Raw genomic sequence first — 16,272 nt, forward strand, 5'->3', positions numbered from 1 at the left:
GCTTGTCGAAGGGCCTGGGGCGTTCCGCGCAGAGATCGTGAGCTGCTGACCGGAGGGGCCTCGATCGCCGTGACGATGTCTCGACACCCGGTGCCGTGACCTCGACGATGCTTCCTCCTCGGCCGCTGGTGCTGATGAATCACCGAAGCTGCGTCTGATCGACCACACTCCGCTGTTCACCTGCGTCCGGCCAGCTGACCGACCGCGGCGACGCGCGCACCGCGCACGAAGCCAACGAACCCACGTCTTTTTCTCCCCCAGGGTCCCCAAGTCCCTGCCATCCGGAACGCCGATGAGACCTTCTCGCCAAGGCCTCAGGGTGCTTCGGCCATCTCGTCTCGGATGCTCGGATTACATCCGGAACAAGTGCGGCCAGCATATTCGCGCGAGTCGAACCCCATCAAGGTCGCGAACACGAGTCGTTACACTTCCGTGACAATTAGCTACCGGCGTTGCAGGGTGCGCATGCGATACGATTCGCGCTTTGCCCTGTTCAGTGGCAGTTAAAGCGCGAGGCGTTCCTTCACGACGGCCGCGAGCTTCTCGGCGTAGGACTGGGCGGATTCGGCATCCGCCGCCTCGACCATGACTCGTACGAGCTGCTCGGTGCCGGACTTGCGCAGCAGCACTCGTCCGGTGGCTCCGAGCTCGGCCTCCACCGCGGCGATGGCAGCCTGCACGCCCTCGTCGTCGGCGCAACGATCTTTGTCCACATCGCGGACGTTGATCAGCACCTGCGGGTAGACGGTCATGACCGACGCGAGCTCGGCGAGCGACTTCTTCTTGTGCGCCATCTCGGCGACCAGGTGGAGGCCGGTGAGCACGCCGTCGCCGGTGGTCGCGAACTCGCTCATGATCACATGACCGGACTGCTCGCCGCCCAGCGCGAATCCGTTCGCGTTCATGTCCTCGAGCACGTAGCGGTCGCCGACAGCGGTCTGACGGACCGTGATCCCGTGCTCGCTCATCGCCTTGTGCAGACCGAGGTTGCTCATGACGGTCGCGACCAGGGTGTCCTCCTTGAGGTGGCCGCGCTCCTTCATGGCCACAGCGAGGATCGCCATGATCTGGTCGCCGTCGATGACGTTGCCGTCTGCGTCGACGGCGAGGCAGCGGTCCGCGTCGCCGTCGTGTGCGATGCCGATGTCGGCACCGAGCCGCACGACGGCCTCCGCGAGATTGTCCAGATGCGTCGATCCGACGCCGTCGTTGATGTTGATGCCATCCGGATCTGCGCCGATCACGGTGACGGTGGCGCCGGCATCCTTGAAGGTCTCCGGCGAGACGCCGGATGCGGCGCCGTGCGCGCAGTCGAGGACGACGTGGATGCCGTCGAGCTGGTGCGGCAGCGAGCCGAGCAGGTGCAGCTTGTAGCGGTCCTCGGCGTCGGAGAAGCGCTGGATGCGTCCGACTCCGGCACCGGTGGGGAGAAGCTTCTCCCACTCCATCGCGGCTTCGATGCGCTGCTCGACCACGTCGGGGAGCTTGACGCCGCCGCGGGCGAAGATCTTGATCCCGTTGTCCGGCGCGGGGTTGTGCGAAGCCGACACCATGACGCCGAAGTCGGCATCGTGGTCGCCGACGAGGAACGCCAGGGCCGGGGTGGGGATGACGCCGGCATCGAGGACGTCGACGCCGGATGCCGCGAGGCCTGCCGAGACGGCGGCCACGAGGAATTCACCGGAGACGCGCGGGTCGCGGGCGACGACTGCGGACAGTCGCTTGCCCTCGGCCCGGCGAGCCTCTGCGGTGCGGCCCTGGCCCAGGACGACAGCAGTCGCCTGGGCCAGGGTGAGCGCGAGATCGGCGGTGAGGATGCCGTTGGCAAGTCCTCGCACGCCGTCCGTGCCAAAAAGCGGCATCGGGGTGGTGACCCTTAGCGCTTCGAGTACTGAGGCGCCTTGCGGGCCTTCTTGAGACCGGCCTTCTTGCGCTCGATGACGCGGGCGTCACGCGAGAGGAAGCCGGCCTTCTTGAGCGTCGCACGGTTGTTCTCGACGTCGATGCCGTTGAGGGCACGGGCGATGCCGAGGCGCAGCGCGCCGGCCTGGCCCGAGTCGCCGCCACCGGAGATGCGCGCGATGACGTCGTACGCACCCTCGAGGTTCAGCACCTTGAACGGGTCGTTGATCAGCTGCTGGTGCAGCTTGTTCGGGAAGTAGTCCTCGAGCGTACGGCCGTTGACCGTGATGGTGCCCGAGCCGGGGACGACGCGCACGCGGGCGATGGCCTGCTTGCGGCGACCGACGGCAGCACCCGAGACGTTCAGCACCGGACGGGGAGCCGTCTCGGTCGCTGCTGCGCCCTCGGGGGTGGAGGTCGAGTAGTTCTGCGGGTTTTCGGTGGTTTCGATGTCAGCCACGAGTATGTCCTTAGTCGTTGCGGCGCTTACTGGGCGACCTGGTCGAGGGTGTACGGCTGCGGCTGCTGAGCGGCGTGCGGGTGCTCGGCACCGACGTAAACCTTGAGCTTCGACAGCTGCTGACGGCCCAGGCTGTTCTTGGGGAGCATGCCGCGGACGGCCTTCTCGACAGCGCGGATGGGGTTCTTCTCGAGGAGCTCGGCATAGGAGACGGCCGTCAGACCACCCGGGTAGCCGGAGTGGCGGTAAGCCATCTTCTTCTGGAGCTTCTGCCCGGTCAGGGCCACCTTGTCGGCGTTGACGATGACGACGAAGTCGCCCGTGTCGACGTGGTTCGCGAAGGTCGGCTTGTGCTTGCCGCGGAGGATCGCTGCGGCGTGCGAGGCCAGGCGACCGAGCACGACGTCAGTGGCGTCGATGACGATCCAGTCACGCTGGACCTCACCGGTCTTCGGGGTGTATGTGCGCGTCACAATAGTGCTGCTTTCTTGATCGAACGGAGAGGTTCGTGAATCCCACTCCGGGGTGGTTCTTCGTCTAGTGACTCGAACACGCCAGTGGAGGGCTCACGTTCGCGGCACTCGGCAGTCGAGTACCAAAGTGACAGCCTACGGCATCCCGCGCTCGCGCGCGAATCGGCGGTGCGGGGGTGGGTCGCACGCGGAAGGTGTCGCCACCTGCGGCTAAGCCGCGAGGGGTCGCAGATGGCTGTCACCACCGCGCTTTGGCCGCCACCTGCGCCCCCTCCCGCTCCGCCCCATTGGGGAGGGGGCGCGAATGGCTGGCAACACGCGCGCGTGACCGCCACTTGCGACCCCCGAGCGCACTCGCGACGTCTCTGCACAGGAAGCGATCGCGCCGACTTGTTCACGGAACGTGCTATCTCGGTGCTCACTCGAGCACGCCCTCGTCGAGAGTGTTGCCATGTCGCATCCACCGGCGTCTCTGCCCGCTCGTCTCGACGGCGAGTTCTCCACCGCGCGAGCATCCGAGGAGGGCTTGACGCGCGCTCGACTCCGCGCCGGGGATCTCGTGTCGCCGTTCCACGGCGTTCGCCGCCGCAAGGAGGTGGATGTGCGGGTAACGGTGGAGGCGGCTGCCGATGGCGATCCCTACGCACAACGCCGCTGGGCGAGAGAGAAAGTGCTGAACGACATGCGGGCATACGCGACCGTCATGCCTCGGGGCAGCTTCTTCTGCGGCCGCACGGCGGCTGTCGGATACGGCGTGTGGCTCGATCACCCCGGCGACCTTGAAGTGGCGGTGTTCTCGCCGCAGAGGGCACCGCGCGCGAAAGGCGTGAAAGGTCGCAGAGTCGCCCCTCATCTCGCGTCTGTTCAGCTTCAGTTCGGGTTCGCGTTGACAAGCCCAGCATCCACGTGGGCGATGCTCGCACGGGACCTCACCCTGCGCGAGCTGGTCGCGATCGGCGATACCTTCGCCCGAGTTCCCCGGGACAACGGCGGGCGACGGCATCCCGAGCAGATCCTCGCGACAGTCGCCGATCTCCGCGCCGAGGTAGATGCGGGGCCGCGACCGCGCTCCACCGCAAAGCTGCATGCTGCCCTCGATCTGATCCGCGTGGGCAGCTCATCACCGCTGGAGACCGACTTCCGATTGGATGCCGAAGCGGCGGGCCTGCCCGTGCCCCGAGCTCGATCTCGAGGTTCTCGACGGACAAGGGCGGCGATTGGGAATCTCGGAGTTCGTATACCGGGAGTACCGCGTCGTCGTCGAGGTGGAGGGGGATCACCACAGAACCGAGCGCACGCAGTGGAATCGCGACATCGAGAAGTACCACGCGTACGCCGAAGCCGGGATCGAGGTAGTGCGGCTCACGTCGAAGCACATCCGCGGCCGGCATCCCACCGCCGTAGAGATCGTGCGCGCGGCGCTTCATCGCCATGGCTGGAACGGGTGAGGTGGCCTCCGTGGACACCGCACGATGGGCGGCGTCGTTCCAGGAGGGGACGCATGTGGCTGGCATGATTCGGCTTTGGCGACCGCATGCGCCCCCTGCGCATGCGGTGATTCACGTCGAACTCTGCGAGGGGGCGCAAACGGCTGCCACGCCACGCGTTTGCCAGCCATATGCGCCCCCCGAGAGGGCGCCGCCGGGGGCGCGCCGGCTACTCGGGGAACGGGATGTGCGGGGCGCGGCCGGTGGGTGCCCGCGCGAAGTCCTTCTCGGCGCGGATGCGGTCCTTCTCGATCCTCTCCAGCGCGCTGCCGACGGATGCCGCGAACACACCTCCCCCGGCCTCGCCGGGATGGATGCCGTCACCGGCGAGCAGGTCCTCGTGAGGCGTGATGGCACCGGACCAGTCCGCGACCCACACGTGACGGTGGCTGTCGGCGAAGGACTCGAGGTCGGCGTTGACCCCGGGGATCCAGTCGCGCGGGGCGTGCGCGTTGACCAGGATCAGATTGCGATCCGCGCCCGCGATCTGAGACATCTCCTCGAGCGTCTCCCAGTCGACGGGCCCGTTGGTGCCGAGCCCCACCACGATGTTCTCGCGCAGCTGGCCGTTCGCCTTGAGCCCGTCGAGGATCTCCGGCCCCGCCCAGATCGACCGCGAGACCTCCGCATCCACGGCGATGCCGGGGAATTCCTTGAGCAGCGACGGCGCCGACGCGAGCATCACGGAGTCACCGACCGCGGTGATCTCGGAGCCCTCAGGAATCGTGATGGCATCGGCGGTCGGCTCCGGGCTCGGAGTCGGCGACGGCCTCTTCGTGTCGTCGAGCGCTTCGGCGCCCCGGTTGATCGCAGCGACGGCCGTCGTCGTGTGCGGAGCGTTCACGACAGCTGCCGCCGTTCCGCCGATCGCGACTGCAGCGACCGACAGCGCCGTGATCCCGGCGAACCTGCTCACCGGCCCGCCGGCGATGCGCCGGCCGAGCGCGCGCAGCGCGTGGCGGAAGCCGTACCGACGGAAGGGCATCTCGACGAAGCGATACGACACCGCAGCAGCGCCTACCGAGATCGCCAGCGCGAGCACTCCGGCCCACACCGGGACCCCGGCTTCGGGCCCGAACCCCTGCGTGCCGACGAGAACCAGTACGAGCACCGGCCAGTGCCACAGATAGATGCCGTACGACCGGTCCCCGACCCACTTCAAAGGGGCGTCATCCATGCCGCGCCCGAACCACGACCCCGGCCACACGCCGGCGAAGACGGCGAGCACCGATCCGAACGTCGCCAGCAGCAGCGTTCCGGGGAAGGTCGCGGCATCCGGCGTCTCCGGGATGCACGCGGCCACCACGATCGCCGCGACGCCCGTCGCGCCGGCAAGCAGAGACCCGACCTGCGTCGCTCGCGATCGCATCCATGCCCTGTCCGGCATATTCACGACGGCGAACGCCAGCGCGATGCCGATCAGGATGCCGAACGCGTGCGCATCCGTGCCGAAATAGGCGCGCGTCACCTCTCCCCCAGCGACGAGCCGCGCCATCCACCACGCCGAACCGCCCGCCGCGACGAGCATGAGCGCGACGCGCGTCCAGCGTCCTGGGATCAGCAGCACGAGCGGCAGCAACAGCGGCCAGACGACGTAGAACTGCTCCTCGACCGCGAGCGACCAGAAGTTGCGGAACAGCTCCGGCGCGGTCGCCGCGAAGTAGTCGGTGCCGTCGGCGACCGCGAGCCAGTTGTAACTGAAGGTCGCCGCCCCCAGCACCTGCCGCCCCATGCCGACCAGCAGATCGCCGCCGAGCAGCCAGGCGACCGTCGCGCACACAGTGACGACGACGGCGAGCGCCGGCAGCAGACGACGTGCGCGCCGACGCCAGAAGTCGACCAGTCGGCGCGGCGAACCGAGCCTCCCGAGCCGCGACGGACGAAGCAGCAGCGAGGTGATCAGGAACCCGCTGATCACGAAGAACACGTCGACGCCCACGAACCCGCCCAGCAGCGGAGACCCGGGGAACAGGTGGTAGACGACCACGAGGGTGACCGCGATCGCTCGCAGACCGTCGAGGCCCGCGAACCGCGTGGGAGTCGTCTGAGTCAGCATCTTGGAGTATCGCGCTCCGGCCGGAAGCCGGAAGAAGTCACAGCCCGGAAGCCGGGAGAAGTCAAACCTCCACCTTAGGCTGGTCGAGTGAGAATCCGCCTGGACATCGCCTATGACGGCACGAACTTCCGCGGGTGGGCCAAGCAGCCCGGTCTGCGCACCGTGCAGGGCACTCTTGAGGCCGCGCTGGCCCGCATCGTCGGCTCCGACGTGCAGTTCGTCGTCGCCGGAAGAACAGATGCCGGGGTCCACGCCGCCGGTCAGGTCGCCCACGTCGACCTCGATCATGCGCAGTGGGCGCGGATCCAGGCACGCCATGGCCGCGCGGCATCCGACCCGGCCGGCTCGGTCGCCGCCCGCATGCGCGGAGTTCTCGGCGCCTACCCCGACGTCACCGTGCACCGCTCATCGCTCGCGCCGGAAGGATTCGACGCGCGCTTCTCGGCGATCTGGCGGCGCTACCGGTACCGGCTCGCCGACGACGTGGCCGGATTCGACCCCGCGCGACGGCTCGACACCACCAGCATCCGCGGGGATCTCGACGTCGGAGCGATGGATGCCGCGGCACAGTCCCTGATCGGCCTGCACGACTTCGCCGCCTACTGCAAGGCGCGCGAAGAGGCCACCACGATCCGCACCCTGCTCGACTACCGGTGGCGGCGGGATGCCGACGGCGTCCTGGTCGCCGAGGTGAAGGCCGATGCGTTCTGCCACAGCATGGTCCGCGCCCTCGTCGGCGCGTGCGCTGCGGTCGGCGAGCAGCGACTCGATGTCGGCGATCTCGTCGTGCTGCGCGATGCCCTCCGGCGCACCAGCGAGTTCAAGGTGCTCGCTGCGCGCGGCCTGACGCTCACCGAGGTCGGCTATCCCGCCGACGAGCTGCTCGCGCAGCGGGCCGAGCAGACCAGGGCGCGACGCGACTCGGAATAGAGTTCGCCGTTTCGACACCTGCGACTCAGGTGCGCACAGTAGCGTTGCGACGATGAAGGTCATCTCGTACAACCTGCGCAAGCATCGTGCCGCGAAAGAGCTCGAGGAGCTCGTCGACGAGCACGAGCCCGATCTGCTGTGCCTGCAGGAGTGCGACGTGGCGGCGCTCCCTGACGAGATCGGCGGGCTACGGCTGGCGGACGCCACCCAGGGCAACCGGCTGGGCCTGGCGCTGTACTACCGGACCAACACGTTCCGCCTGAAGGACATCCGCACCATCGGGCTGAAGAAGTCCCTCCATGATCGGATGCTGAAGCCGGCGCACGAGCGCGTTCTCGGCGTGCGGCTTCAAGACATCGACAACGGCCAGGAGCTGATCGTGGCATCCTTCCACGCCGCGCCGCTGACCGCACTCAACTCACTGCGCCGCAACCAGATCAAGGCGGCGCTGACCGAACTGGAGTCGATGGGTGCGGGCCTGCCGATCCTCATGGTCGGGGACTACAACTACCCGGTGTTCAAGGAGAACCTCGGCCAGAACGTCCGCGATCACGGGTACACGCTCACGCTCAGCGACGAGCGCACGTACACGCGGTACCGGGTGTTCAAGGGCCACTACGACTTCGCGACATCGGACGGGTTCCGGATCGACCGCATCCAGACCCTGCCGCAGCGCTCGAGCGATCACCGCCCCATCCTGGTGACCGCCGCGATCGACTAGATCCCGCGCCGGGCGCCACCGCGCCGCCCGCCCCGGCTACTGCCGCAGGATCCGCTGGGCGAGCCAGTTGCCGAAGATCTGGCCGACCTGCACGATCACGATGATGATCGCCACGGTGACCCAGGTGGCCTCCTGGTTGAACTGCTGGTAGCCGTAGATGATCGCGAAGTTTCCGAGTCCACCGCCGCCGATGTATCCGGCCATGGCCGACATGTCGACGACCGCGATGAACATGAACGTGTAGCCGAGGATCAGCGGCGCCAGGGCCTCGGGGATCACCACGCCGAACAGGATCGACAGGCGCTTCGCGCCGATGGCGAGCGCGGCCTCGACGATGCCGGGGTCGACGGCGACGAGGTTCTGCTCGACCACGCGCCCGATGACGACGGCGGCCATGATCGTCATCGGCACGATCGCCGCCTCCGTGCCGAGCGTGGTGCCGGCGATCGCCTTGGTCACCGGGCCCACGGCGGTGAGGAAGATGATGAAAGGGATGGGCCGGATGACGTTGATCACCAGGTTCAGCACGTTGAACACCACGCGGTTGGCGAACAGGTTGCCGGGGCGCGTGGCGTACAGCGCGGCGCCGATCAGCAGCCCGGCGACCCCGCCGATCAGCAGGGTGACCGCCACCATGTAGACGGTCTCCTGGACGGACTCCCACAGCACCGGGGCCAACGATCCCCAGTCCGTGGCCGTGCGCACGCCGATCATGCGAGCACCTCCGTCTTCGTGCGGGCGGAGAGCTCGCCGACGACCTCGGCGACGGCATCCGACTCGGCCTGCACGCGGTAGGTGAGCGTGCCGAGCTGGCGTCCCCGGATGTCGGTGACCCCGCCGAAGACGACCGCGCGGCGCACGCCGTGACGCTCGAAGACCTCGTCGACGTCCTCGCTCGTGAACTCGTTCACGTCGACGCTGATGAGCGTGCCGCCACCGGTGCGCAGAGCATCCAGCGTCTCGCCCGCCGGCACGCCCTGCGTGACGGCGGCGACGAAGCGCTCGGTGAGCTCGGCGCGCGGGTGCGCGAAGACCCGATACGTGTCGCCGCTGTCGACGACGCGGCCGCCGTCCATCACGACGACCTGATCGCACAGCTCGTGGACGACGGAGATCTGGTGAGTGATGACGACGATCGTGATGCCGAGCTCGCGGTTGATGCGCTTGAGGAGCGCGAGCACCTCGCCGGTGGTCTGCGGGTCGAGGGCGCTGGTGGCCTCGTCGGCGAGGAGGAGTTCCGGGTTCGCGGCGATCGCGCGGGCGATGCCGACGCGCTGCTTCTGACCTCCGGAAAGCGAGCGCGGGAAGCGGGCGGCCTTGTCGCCGATCCCGACGAAGTCGAGCAGCTCGGCGACGCGCGGGCCGATGTCGGCCTTGCTCCAGCCGGCGACCTTCAGCGGATACGCGACGTTGCCGCGCACCGTGCGCGAGGTGAACAGGTTGAACTGCTGGAAGATCATGCCGATCCGGCCGCGCAGCGATCGAAGCTGCGATTCGGAGGCTCTTCCGACGTCGGTCCCGAGCACGGTCACGGTGCCGCCGGTGGGCTTCTCGAGCCCGTTGATCAGCCGGACAAGGGTGGACTTCCCTGCCCCGGAGTAGCCGATGACGCCGACGATGGAGCCCTGCCGGACTTCCAGGTCGACGTCGTCGAGGGCGTCGACGACGGGCCCCCTGCGCGTTCCGGGGAACGCCTTGGAGACATGATCGAACGTGATGATGCTGTTCATGGGGCCCGTCGTCGCGTGCTACTTGCCGGCGCGCAGCTGATCCTCGAGATCAGTGAGCTCTGCCTGCAGGTCCTCGGCGGTCCAGTCGCCCTTGAACTGCAGGTTGCCCTGGTTCAGCTCGGTGACGGCTTCCTCGACCTCGGGCGAGTGGTACGCGTCGATGATCTTCTGCCAGCGCGGGTCGTCCTTGTTCTCGTCCTTGACGACGAAGGCGTTGATGTACGGCGCGAGCTCGGGGTTGTCGAGGTCTTCCTTGAAGATGATCAGGTCGTCGCCGAGTCCGCCCTTCTGCGCCTGGGTGTTGTTTACGACGGCGGCCTTGGCGCTGCCGTCCTTGAGGGCTGCGACGGTCTGGTTGGTGTCGACGGCGAGGATCTCGACCTTGCTGCTGGTGATGTCGGCCTCGGACGAGAACGCGTTGCCGCCGTCCTTCAGCTCGAGAAGGCCTGCGCTCTGCAGATTCAGGAGGGCACGGGCGAGGTTGGTCGGGTTGTTCGGGATCGCGACGGTCGTCCCCTCGGGGATGCTGTCGGCATCGGCGAACTCCTCGGAGTACAGCGCGAGCGGGTAGACGGCGGTGGCGCCGACCGGCACGAGGGTGCCGCCGCTGTTGACGTTGAAGTCAGAGAGGAAGATCAGGTGCTGGAACAGGTTGATGTCGGCCTCGCCGTCCTGCACGGCCTGGTTCAGCTGGACGCCGTCGGTGATGGTGCGGACCTCGAGGTCGATGCCCTCGTCAGCGAGCTTGTCTGCCAGGATCGTCCAGTGCGCCTCGGTGCCGTCATCCGCGACGAGGACGACCTTGCTGTCGTCGCTGCCGGCGTCGCTGTCGCCGCCCGCGCAGGCCGCCATCGACAGAGTCATGGCACCGGCTGCCAGGATGCCGAGGACGGACAGGAGCTTCTTCTTCGCACGGGAGGTGTTCTTCACGGATCGAGTGAATCACGCGCGGGCGCTCACGCCGATTCGGGCGGTAACGGCACGTAACGTGCTGCCTGCGCGTCACCTTTTCCGCGCAGGTTTCGCGGTCTCAGCGCTCGACGAGGATGCCGTCTTCGTCGGCGTACAGGCGCTTGCCGACTCGGAACACCACTCCCCCGAACTCGAGGTCGACATCGACCTCCCCCGCGCCGAGCTTGGCGCTCTTGCGCGGGTTGGTGCCGAGCGCCTTGACGCCGAGCTCGAGCCCGCCGATCGCGACGCTGTCGCGGATCGCGCCGTGGATCACGACCCCCGCCCAGCCGCCTGCGACGGCGGATTCGGCGATCATGTCGCCCATCAGCGCGGTGTTCAGCGAGCCGCTGCCGTCGACCACGAGCACGGCACCGTCGCCGGGGCTCGCGAGCGTGGCCTTGACGAGCGCGTTGTCCTCGAAGCAGCGGATCGTTCGGATGGGTCCTTCGAACGCCGGGCGCCCTCCGAACGACCGGAGCTGCAGCGACACCGACTGGAGGTCGTCGCCGAATTCGTCGTACAGGTCTGCGGTGGCTTGGGTCATGCGGCCATCCTGGCATGCGAGCCTCGACCGACTCGAGCGGGAGGTGGCGCTTCGTGCCGCTGCCGCCACCTTCGAGCGACAACTAGCGACACCTCCACGAGGGAGGCGCACCGTCCTCCGCCGGGAGGTGGCGCTTCGTGCCGCTGCCGCCACCCTCGAGCGACAAGAGGCGACCCCTCCCTAGCGGCACCAACACCACAGGAATACCCCTGGGGGGTACTCTGTTATCGTGAAGTGAACGCCGCTCGGCGGCATCCGATCGAAGGGAACGCGAGATGAGCACCACCGAGTACCAGGTGACCGGCATGACCTGCGGCCACTGCGAGATGTCCGTGCGCGAAGAGGTCGGCCAGATCGCCGGCGTCGAGGGCATCGATGTCAGCGCTCAGTCGGGCAAGCTCGTCGTGACGGCATCCTCGCCCGTCGCCGACGCCGACATCCTGGCTGCCGTCGACGAGGCCGGATACTCCGCCGTACGCGTCTGAGGAGAATCATGACCAGCGTCGAACTCGAGATCGGCGGCATGACGTGCGCGTCGTGCGCGACCCGCATCGAGCGCAAGCTGAACAAGCTCGACGGCGTCGCAGCGACCGTCAACTACGCCACCGAGAAGGCGAAGGTCACCGCGCCCGCCGGGCTCGACGCAGACCTGCTCATCGCCGAGGTCGAGAAGGCCGGATACTCCGCGCAGCTGCCCACCCCGAAGAAGAAGGACGAACCCGCGCAGGACCCCGAGCTCACGAGCCTGCGACAGCGCCTGATCGTCTCGATCGTGTTGACGGTGCCGGTGATCCTCATGGCGATGATCCCCGCGCTGCAGTTCACGTACTGGCAGTGGGCGTCTCTCACGCTCGCAGCTCCCGTGATCGTCTGGGGCGCATGGCCGTTCCATCGCGCCGCATGGACGAATCTGCGCCACGGCGCGGCGACCATGGACACGCTCATCTCGATGGGAACCCTCGCCGCGTTCGGCTGGTCGCTCTACGCGCTCTTCTTCGGCACGGCCGGGATGCCGGGCATGACGCACGCGTTCGAGTTCACGCTCTCGCGCTCCGACGGCGCCGCCAACATCTATCTCGAGGTCGCAGCCGGGGTGACGATGTTCATCCTCGCCGGTCGCTATTTCGAGAAGCGCGCGAAGCGTCAGGCCGGCGCCGCACTCCGGGCGCTGCTCGAGCTCGGCGCGAAGGAGGTCGCGGTGCTGCGCGACGGCGTCGAGACGAAGATCCCGGTGGAGCAGCTGCGGGTCGGCGACGAGTTCGTCGTGCGACCGGGCGAGAAGATCGCCACCGACGGCGTCGTGGTGTCGGGCCACTCCGCCGTCGACGCGTCGATGCTCACCGGCGAGTCCGTGCCGGTCGAGGTCGGCGAGGGGGATGCCGTCACCGGCGCGACCGTGAACGCCAGCGGCCGGCTCGTGGTGCGCGCGACCCGGATCGGATCCGACACGCAGCTCGCCCAGATGGCGAAGCTGGTCGAGGAGGCTCAGACCGGAAAAGCCGAGGTCCAGCGCCTGGCCGACCGGATCTCGGGCGTCTTCGTGCCGATCGTCCTCGTGATCGCCGTGGCCGCGCTGGTGGGCTGGCTCGTGGCCGGATTCCCGGTGTCGGCCGCGTTCACTGCCGCCGTCGCCGTGCTCGTCATCGCCTGCCCGTGCGCGCTCGGTCTTGCGACGCCGACGGCGCTGCTGGTCGGCACCGGACGCGGCGCGCAGATGGGCATTCTCATCAAGGGTCCGGAGGTCCTCGAGTCCACCCGCAAGGTCGACACGGTCGTGCTCGACAAGACCGGCACCGTCACCGCCGGCAAGATGACGCTGACCGACGTGATCCCCGAGGACGGGGTGGATGCCGATGAGCTGCTGCGTCTGGCCGGAGCGGTCGAGCACGCATCGGAGCATCCCATCGCGCAGGCGATCGCCTCGCGCGTGCCGGCCACGATGCCGCCCGTCGAGGGGTTCGCAAACGTCGAGGGCAAGGGCGTGCAGGGCATCGCCGAGGGCCGCAGCATCGTGGTCGGGCGCGAGTCGTTCCTCGCCGACTGGGGGCTGACGCTCTCTCCACGGCTCGCCGACGCGAAGACCCGCGCCGAAGCAGAGGGCAAGACCGTGGTCGCGGCCGGCTGGGACGGTGCCGCACGCGGCATCCTCGTCGTCGCCGACACCGTCAAGCCGACCAGCGCCGATGCCGTCCGCGGCCTGCGCGCACTGGGCCTGACGCCGATCCTCCTCACCGGCGACAACGAGGCCGCAGCACGGCACATCGCCGGCGAGGTGGGCATCGACGAGGTGATCGCAGAGGTCCTGCCACAGGGCAAGGTCGACGTCGTCAAGCGGCTGCAGGCCGAGGGGAAGGTCGTCGCGATGGTCGGCGACGGGGTGAACGACGCACCCGCGCTGGCTCAGGCAGACCTGGGACTCGCGATGGGCACCGGTACGGACGTCGCGATCGAGGCATCCGACATCGCACTGGTCCGCGGCGACCTCCGCAGCGCAGTCGACGCCATCCGGCTGTCGCGGCGCACGCTCGGCACGATCAAGTCGAACCTGTTCTGGGCATTCGCGTACAACGTCGCCGCGATCCCGATCGCCGCGCTCGGGATGCTGAACCCGATGCTCGCCGGTGCAGCCATGGCGCTCTCGAGCGTGTTCGTCGTCGGAAACAGCCTGCGGTTGCGCGCGTTCCGCTAGGACGTCTTCTCGGCGACGACGCCGCGCACTGCTCGCGCCACGGCGGACAGGTCGAACGCACCCTCGGGGCGCCCCAGGCGCCGCAGCAGCAGCTCCCGCAGACGATCCCGGGTCGCTCCGTCGAGCGACACGGCGAAGGCACCGGCAGGCCCGGTCCCGGTGAGGATGCTGTCCCACAGCTCGTCGAATCCGGAGTAGTCCGCGGTGACGGTGATGGTCGTCTCGGTCACGGCATCCAGCCCGCCGGACCGCCAGACGGCTGCCAGCTCATCGGGGCGACCGAGCCGCAGACCGCGCGAGTCCGGTCGCGGATCGCCGTGGCCGAGTTCGGCGGCGGCATCCCAGAACGCGTCGAGCATCTGCATGCCGTCGATCGCGTCCCACACGGCCGCAGCCACCGTGCCGCCGGGCTCGACGATTGTGCACATCTGCGCGAGCGCGATGGACGGTTCGGCGATGAAGTGGAACACGAGCTGCGCCGCGGCGCCCGCGAAGGAGTCCGGCTCGAACGGCAGCGCCTCCGCCGATGCCCGGCGGACATCGGCTCCGGGATGCCGCGCCCGGCACGCCTCGACGAACTGCGGCGCAGGGTCGATCGCGCTCGCCGCGGCCTCGCCGAGCCGCTGCACCGCAACCGCGGTGAGTGCACCGGGTCCGCAGCCGACGTCCAGGAACCTTCCGTGATCGGGAAGACAGAAGTCGCCGAACGATTGCGCGAGTGTCTGCGAGTATCGGCCCATGAACCGGTCGTAGTCGGCGGCGGGCACGCGGAACGTCACGCTGCCGGGCGCCCCAGCGTCGCGCGTCACGGCTTGACGTTCTGGTTCAGGCGAAACAGGTTCTCGGGATCCCACCGGCGTTTCACCTCCTCTAGCCGGGTGAGGTTGCGACGGAAGGATGCCGACATCTCGGCATCCCCGTCCTCATTGAAGCCCGCGAAATTGAGGTAGCGAGACCCGTCCGACAGCGGCGCGAGGGCGGCCACGAGTCCGCGCGCCCACCCGATGTTCGCGGCGTCGTCTTCGGGCGCGATCCAGTTCGCCTCGGGGTTCACCAGGTACGGCGCCGGCGACGGCAGGAAGGCCCCGTCGAACGGTTCGGCGGCAGCGCCCATCGTGTGCCAGATGTCGATCGTGCTCAGCTCGGACGGCGCCGCGATGGCCGCCGCGGCGAGGGTGTCGATGGCCTCGTCGGTGAGGGCGCGCACGTTGGTGGACTTCCAGTAGTAGCGGGCGCCGTCGGGGTAGTCCTCGTCGAACACCTTCTGCACGTCGGTGTAGGCCATCTCACCGGTGACATCGAGCAGAGGCGTGCCGAACTCGTGGAGCGGACGCAGCAGCTCGCGCCCCTCATCCGCGTCGCCGAGGAACAGCCCGCCGAAGCCGATGAACTGGCGCCCCACGGCATCCGGCTCATACCCCTCGGCGCCTGCGGGCACGCGGCCGAGGAACGCGAGCATGCTCACGGAGGGCGGCGCCACCGCGCAGAAGTCCCGGAACAGGCGCAGGCCCGCCGCGGCGCGGCCCGATTCGGCGTCGTGCACGACGAAGAGGAAGTAGCCGCGAGCGGGCACCGGATGCGTGTCGAAGGTGAACGCGGTGACCACTCCGAAGTTGCCGCCGCCGCCGCGCAGCGCCCAGAGCAGGTCAGGATCCTCGTCGGCGACGGAAGCCAGGATGCGTCCGTCCGCAGTGACGAGCTCGGCGTCACGCAGGGATCGTGCGCTCAGCCCGAAGCTGTTGCGAATCCATCCGTAACCTCCGCCGAGGGCGAGCCCGGCGATGCCCGTGCGTGAGAACACCCCGCCTGGCACCGCCCGCTCGTCCCGCTGGGTGATCGCATCCACAGCGCCCCAGGTCGCGCCGCCGCCGGCGCGGACTGTGTGCCCACCGGACTCGGAGTCGACGGCATCCAGGTCTCGGAGATCGAGGACGATCCCGTCGTCTACGGTGCCGTGGCCGGCGACGCTGTGTCCTCCGCCGCGGACGGCGATCGGCAGGTCGTGCGCGTGCGCGAACTGGACTCCGGCGCGCACGTCGTCCGGCCCCGCGCAGCGGATGATCGCTCGCGGGTGGCGGTCGATCAATCCGTTCCATACGGCTCGCGCTTGGTCGTACCCGGGTTGATCGTTCGTGACGACGGCTCCCTGGAAAAGGCCGTCAGGTACCTCTACAGGCAGAATCGTCATCGCCGTCACCCCAATCGCGTGGTCGGCGGCCTCCCGCTCGCCCCAGACGCCCGGCGCTCACCGACTCTGCAGTCAGTACTACACCCACCACGGCTCGTGTCAAGAGGTTCTCGGGCCGCGAGCTTGCGCACGCTCGCG

General features: G+C 68.6%; 15 protein-coding genes. 5 read left to right on the forward strand and 10 right to left on the reverse strand.

The features are described from left to right. Positions 1-503: 503 nt before the first annotated feature. Genes glmM through rplM form a run of 3 tightly spaced genes read right to left on the reverse strand, consistent with a single transcriptional unit; the run spans position 504 to position 2,835 of the window. On the reverse strand, positions 504-1,862 hold the full coding sequence (glmM, locus tag MAE01_RS07280; RefSeq protein WP_147038895.1) for a phosphoglucosamine mutase: 1,359 nt from the start codon (positions 1,860-1,862) through the stop codon (positions 504-506). Between the two features lie 14 nt (positions 1,863-1,876). Next, on the reverse strand, positions 1,877-2,362 hold the full coding sequence (gene rpsI, locus MAE01_RS07285) for a 30S ribosomal protein S9 (protein ID WP_147038896.1): 486 nt from the start codon (positions 2,360-2,362) through the stop codon (positions 1,877-1,879). A 26-nt stretch (positions 2,363-2,388) separates the two neighbouring features. Continuing rightward, complete coding sequence (rplM, locus tag MAE01_RS07290; protein ID WP_147038897.1) at positions 2,389-2,835, reverse strand: 50S ribosomal protein L13; 447 nt, start codon at positions 2,833-2,835, stop codon at positions 2,389-2,391. 1,148 nt (positions 2,836-3,983) lie between these two features. Here rplM and MAE01_RS07295 point away from each other — a divergent pair. After that, positions 3,984-4,283, forward strand: a complete 300-nt coding sequence (locus MAE01_RS07295) for a DUF559 domain-containing protein (protein WP_147038898.1) — start codon at positions 3,984-3,986, stop codon at positions 4,281-4,283. Between the two features lie 208 nt (positions 4,284-4,491). Here the strand turns inward: MAE01_RS07295 and MAE01_RS07300 are convergent, their stop codons facing one another. Next, on the reverse strand, positions 4,492-6,378 hold the full coding sequence (locus MAE01_RS07300) for an acyltransferase family protein (RefSeq protein ID WP_147038899.1): 1,887 nt from the start codon (positions 6,376-6,378) through the stop codon (positions 4,492-4,494). Between the two features lie 87 nt (positions 6,379-6,465). Between MAE01_RS07300 and truA the strand changes: the two genes are divergently transcribed. Then, entirely contained in the window at positions 6,466-7,308 is an 843-nt protein-coding gene (gene truA / locus MAE01_RS07305) for a tRNA pseudouridine(38-40) synthase TruA (RefSeq protein ID WP_147038900.1), read from the forward strand. 52 nt (positions 7,309-7,360) lie between these two features. Beyond that, a complete protein-coding gene (locus tag MAE01_RS07310; RefSeq protein WP_147038901.1) occupies positions 7,361-8,029 on the forward strand; it encodes an endonuclease/exonuclease/phosphatase family protein in 669 nt (222 codons plus the stop codon). A 36-nt stretch (positions 8,030-8,065) separates the two neighbouring features. Here the strand turns inward: MAE01_RS07310 and MAE01_RS07315 are convergent, their stop codons facing one another. The 4 genes from MAE01_RS07315 to rraA all read right to left on the reverse strand — a co-directional run bounded on the left by MAE01_RS07315 (position 8,066) and on the right by rraA (position 11,257). Continuing rightward, positions 8,066-8,743, reverse strand: a complete 678-nt coding sequence (locus tag MAE01_RS07315; RefSeq protein WP_147038902.1) for a methionine ABC transporter permease — start codon at positions 8,741-8,743, stop codon at positions 8,066-8,068. Continuing rightward, positions 8,740-9,759, reverse strand: a complete 1,020-nt coding sequence (locus tag MAE01_RS07320; protein WP_147038903.1) for a methionine ABC transporter ATP-binding protein — start codon at positions 9,757-9,759, stop codon at positions 8,740-8,742. Before MAE01_RS07320 ends, MAE01_RS07315 begins: the two co-directional genes overlap by 4 nt. Positions 9,760-9,777: 18 nt before the next feature. Continuing rightward, the gene (locus MAE01_RS07325; protein WP_229718073.1) at positions 9,778-10,689 is read right to left on the reverse strand and encodes a MetQ/NlpA family ABC transporter substrate-binding protein; all 912 of its coding nucleotides are present in this window, start codon (positions 10,687-10,689) and stop codon (positions 9,778-9,780) included. Positions 10,690-10,789: 100 nt separating this feature from the next. Next, complete coding sequence (gene rraA / locus MAE01_RS07330; RefSeq protein WP_147038904.1) at positions 10,790-11,257, reverse strand: ribonuclease E activity regulator RraA; 468 nt, start codon at positions 11,255-11,257, stop codon at positions 10,790-10,792. Between the two features lie 275 nt (positions 11,258-11,532). Between rraA and MAE01_RS07335 the strand changes: the two genes are divergently transcribed. After that, positions 11,533-11,742, forward strand: a complete 210-nt coding sequence (locus tag MAE01_RS07335; RefSeq protein ID WP_147038905.1) for a heavy-metal-associated domain-containing protein — start codon at positions 11,533-11,535, stop codon at positions 11,740-11,742. Between the two features lie 8 nt (positions 11,743-11,750). Next, complete coding sequence (locus MAE01_RS07340) at positions 11,751-13,946, forward strand: heavy metal translocating P-type ATPase (RefSeq protein ID WP_147038906.1); 2,196 nt, start codon at positions 11,751-11,753, stop codon at positions 13,944-13,946. On the opposite strand, the gene MAE01_RS07345 is transcribed toward MAE01_RS07340, so the two are convergent. Continuing rightward, positions 13,943-14,755, reverse strand: a complete 813-nt coding sequence (locus MAE01_RS07345; RefSeq protein ID WP_222591663.1) for a class I SAM-dependent methyltransferase — start codon at positions 14,753-14,755, stop codon at positions 13,943-13,945. The genes MAE01_RS07340 and MAE01_RS07345 overlap by 4 nt on opposite strands. Beyond that, positions 14,752-16,134: an FAD-binding oxidoreductase gene (locus MAE01_RS07350; RefSeq protein WP_147038907.1), complete on the reverse strand. Its 1,383-nt coding sequence runs from the start codon at positions 16,132-16,134 to the stop codon at positions 14,752-14,754. Before MAE01_RS07350 ends, MAE01_RS07345 begins: the two co-directional genes overlap by 4 nt. Positions 16,135-16,272 lie beyond the last annotated feature (138 nt).

This window comes from Microbacterium aerolatum, assembly GCF_007988825.1.
Classification (GTDB): domain Bacteria; phylum Actinomycetota; class Actinomycetes; order Actinomycetales; family Microbacteriaceae; genus Microbacterium; species Microbacterium aerolatum.